The sequence below is a fragment of the Caulobacter sp. DWR1-3-2b1 genome (genome assembly GCF_049895765.1).
Taxonomy (GTDB): Bacteria; Pseudomonadota; Alphaproteobacteria; order Caulobacterales; family Caulobacteraceae; genus Caulobacter.
Window position 1 is genome coordinate 1 of sequence record NZ_JAFCSZ010000064.1, and the last position, 3,078, is coordinate 3,078.

A 3,078-nucleotide genomic window follows, 5' to 3' on the forward strand; every position below is an offset into this window, starting at 1 on the left:
TCGCTTGAATACCGCAGGCCCTTTCGGGCATGCTTGCGCCGGGTGGTTTCGGTCCACACGTCAAATTCCGTTGTTGGTTCGCATCTCCAACAGAATCACAAGTGACTGAAATCACCCAAGTTCATTTCGGGTCAGCCTCTTAGCCCCGCAGATCAGCGGGCTGCGCTCAGAGAGTATTTCCTAGAAAGGGCTCGGGAGTGGTCAGAGCAAAAGTCCGACGCACCCACGACCTCAACAAGCGGTGAAGTGACTTCAGAGGTCGATCTGCTCTGACATCTCCAGCGCATCGTCCACTTCGATCCCGAGATAGCGCACGGTGCTTTCCAGTTTTCGATGGCCAAGCAAGAGTTGGCAGGCTCGGAGGTTGCCGGTCTTCTTGTAGATCAACGCCACCTTGGTTCTGCGCAGGCTATGCGTTCCGTAGGCGCACGGCTCTAGGTCGATTATCGCCACCCAGTGATTCACGAGCCGAGCATATTGCCGGGTCGTGATGTGCTCGCCAGGCCGAGACCGGCTTGGGAAGAGCCAGTCGCCAGTTCGGCGCCCGCGCCGCTGCAACCAGATCGCCAAGGAGTCTCGCGTCGGCTCGGTGATCTCGAACGGCACCGGCTGGCCCGTCTTCTGCTGGATGACCATGGCGTGCGCGCAGCGAGCCACCTGGGGCGACATCGCAAATCCCCAGCTTGACGAGGTCGCATCCGCGAAGCTTTGCATCGATCGCACAGTTGAATAGCGCGAGATCCCGAACACGCCCCGCGGTCTTTAATTGCTGCCTGATACCCCAAACGTGCTTGGGCTTAAAAGGCGGCTTCGGGCCTATGAGCCGGCGATGGTTCCAGGGTTGCTTAGGCGAAAGAAAAAGGTCGAGCTGAGCCATCTCACCCCTCCAGCGTGCCAACGTCCCTCCTGACCACTCTACACCCGTTTTCAGCGTTCAGCGCCATTTGCTGACGTTAGCGCGCCTCCAGGAGCCGGAGATTCAGATCGCCAGGCGTAGCGCCGAGATCGACCCTGAGCGGGAGTTCGAGTTTCCGCGCCGCAAGTTCACAAAGACGGCTTGGCCACCATCAGCCAGACAATGCCTGTCACGGCCGCGAAGGCTGGAAACCCCAGGACGAACCACAGCCGGAAAAGGTGAAAATAGAGCTCGGGCAAGGGGGTGCCGGTGGCCACGGCCTTGATGGCCAAATCCCGAAGACGGATCTGGATCCAGACAACCGGCAGCCAGCATAGGCCCGTAACGACATAAAGCGCCAAGCTCAGACCAATCCACCCCGACAGCAACGGATAGCCGGCAAGGTGAGCCAGGCCCGCGCCGGTGAGAGGTTGCAGGATCACCGCCGAGGCTGTGAACACGGTGTCAGCCAGAACCACGGTCCTGGCTGTGTGAGCGATAAGGGCCGGGTCTCGCGTGCGATGGGTCACCAGCATGAAAAAGGCGATGCCCGCCCCAGTGCCCAACAGCACGGTCGCGCCGATCACATGGGCGACCTTGAGAAGCGTGTAGAGGTCCATCAACGTTCGTCCAGTGTGGTCAAGGCCGCCAAGGCCAGAAACGCGGCAGGGATGCTCTTCAGCAGCGGCCCCATAGGATCAAGCCACAGGTCAGGGCGCACCATGGCGCCGCCAAGCAGATAGCCGGCCGTCACCAGCAACATGCCTTGCAAGGCACGCGCGGCGGTCGGGCGCCAGATCAGCAGCAGGGCCAATGCGATGTCGACCAGACTGCCAGCGATCACCGCTCCAGACGCCAGTCCCGCATCCATGCCTGAGGCGGTCAGGACGGCAGTGGCCGCCTCGAAACCAACCGTCAGGCCGATAAACCCCGACATCAGCCAGAACGCGAATAGGCAGACCAGGATGGCGGGCTTGGCGAAATAGGCCCGGGCGAACCAACGCTCCTGCACGCCCGAAGGCGTAGCGGCCAGAAGAGCGTCGAAGGATCGAGGCGCCAGTCCCAGATGCGCTGCGTCCTCGGCCCGCCCACGCACGCCCATACGCAACTGCTCCAGAGCGGCGGTGCGCATGGGGCTGCGCCAGCCCAGCCAGGCTAAGCCGTCGCTGGCGGCGGCGGTCGCGCGTGCCAGGACAATCGGCAGGTGAACGTTGGGCGCGGGCCGCAGTCCAAGCCAGCCGCGGAGACGGCCGACCAGATCGACCAGTGTCAGCGCCTCCGCGTGAACCAGGTCCAGAGAGACGCGCATTGGGGCGTCGGTAGCCACGCAGCGGGCGACCGCGATGGCGAGATCCTCGGCCCCGATAGTCTGCACCAGGCTGTCGCCGTGGACCACGGGGTTGAGACCGGGAAATCCCGCCAAGCCGCGCAGCAAGGCCGTCCCCCCGTATGCTGCTGGCGCGAAGACAAGGCCGGGGCGGAGGATGATCCAGTCCAGCCTGCTTTGGGCGAGCATTTCCTCGGCCTTCAGCTTTGTAGTGTTGAAGGAGGTGGTTCGCTCGGGCCCAACCCCTGCCGCCGAGATCTGGACCAGGCGGCGGACGCCAACCCTTTCGCAGGCCTGGATCAGGCGACCGACGCCGTCGACATGAACTGCCTGTAGGTTGTCGCGGGGGCTGTTCTGCAGGGCGCCAGCGCAATTGATCACGGCCTCCATGCCGGCGAGCAGACTGCCCCATTCCTCGACGGTGGCGGTGGCGAGATCGGCGCGCTTCCAGTCCAAGGCCGTAAAGCGAAGGCGGGCAGCTTCGATCTCGCGGCCGATCCCGACCACTTGGTGACCGTCGACCACGAGCCGCGCGGACACATATGAGCCGATGAGCCCATAGGCTCCGATAATCGCGATACGCATTTGCGACGCTTAGCGTCTCAACGTTGGAGGGGGAAGCATCACGGGCGACGTTGCTCAAGCGTTGGTCCACCCACCCTGCCCTGACAATAGGCGTGTCCCCAGCATCGGCGGCGCAGCGCCAAAGTACTAACCCGCTAGCGCGGGAAGGGTGTTTGTTCGTCGAAGATGAGCGGCGGGGTTCTCCTGTTTGAAGAGGAGCGTGGGTCGGCCACGTCCTCCTCGAGACAGGAGACGAGTGATGCCCGAAGACGCGATCCACCCGCTGCGTCGC

Annotated in this window: 2 protein-coding genes and 1 pseudogene; all 3 read right to left on the reverse strand. The window is 63.4% G+C overall.

What is annotated here, in order from left to right:
- Positions 1-252: 252 nt before the first annotated feature.
- The 3 genes and pseudogenes from ACP69S_RS21930 to ACP69S_RS21940 all read right to left on the reverse strand — a co-directional run bounded on the left by ACP69S_RS21930 (position 253) and on the right by ACP69S_RS21940 (position 2,807).
- Positions 253-877, reverse strand: a pseudogene (locus ACP69S_RS21930) (tyrosine-type recombinase/integrase).
- Between the two features lie 167 nt (positions 878-1,044).
- Positions 1,045-1,515, reverse strand: a complete 471-nt coding sequence (locus tag ACP69S_RS21935) for a DUF2269 family protein (protein ID WP_426000828.1) — start codon at positions 1,513-1,515, stop codon at positions 1,045-1,047.
- Positions 1,515-2,807, reverse strand: a complete 1,293-nt coding sequence (locus ACP69S_RS21940) for an SDR family oxidoreductase (RefSeq protein ID WP_426000830.1) — start codon at positions 2,805-2,807, stop codon at positions 1,515-1,517. Before ACP69S_RS21940 ends, ACP69S_RS21935 begins: the two co-directional genes overlap by 1 nt.
- Between the last annotated feature and the right edge of the window lie 271 nt (positions 2,808-3,078).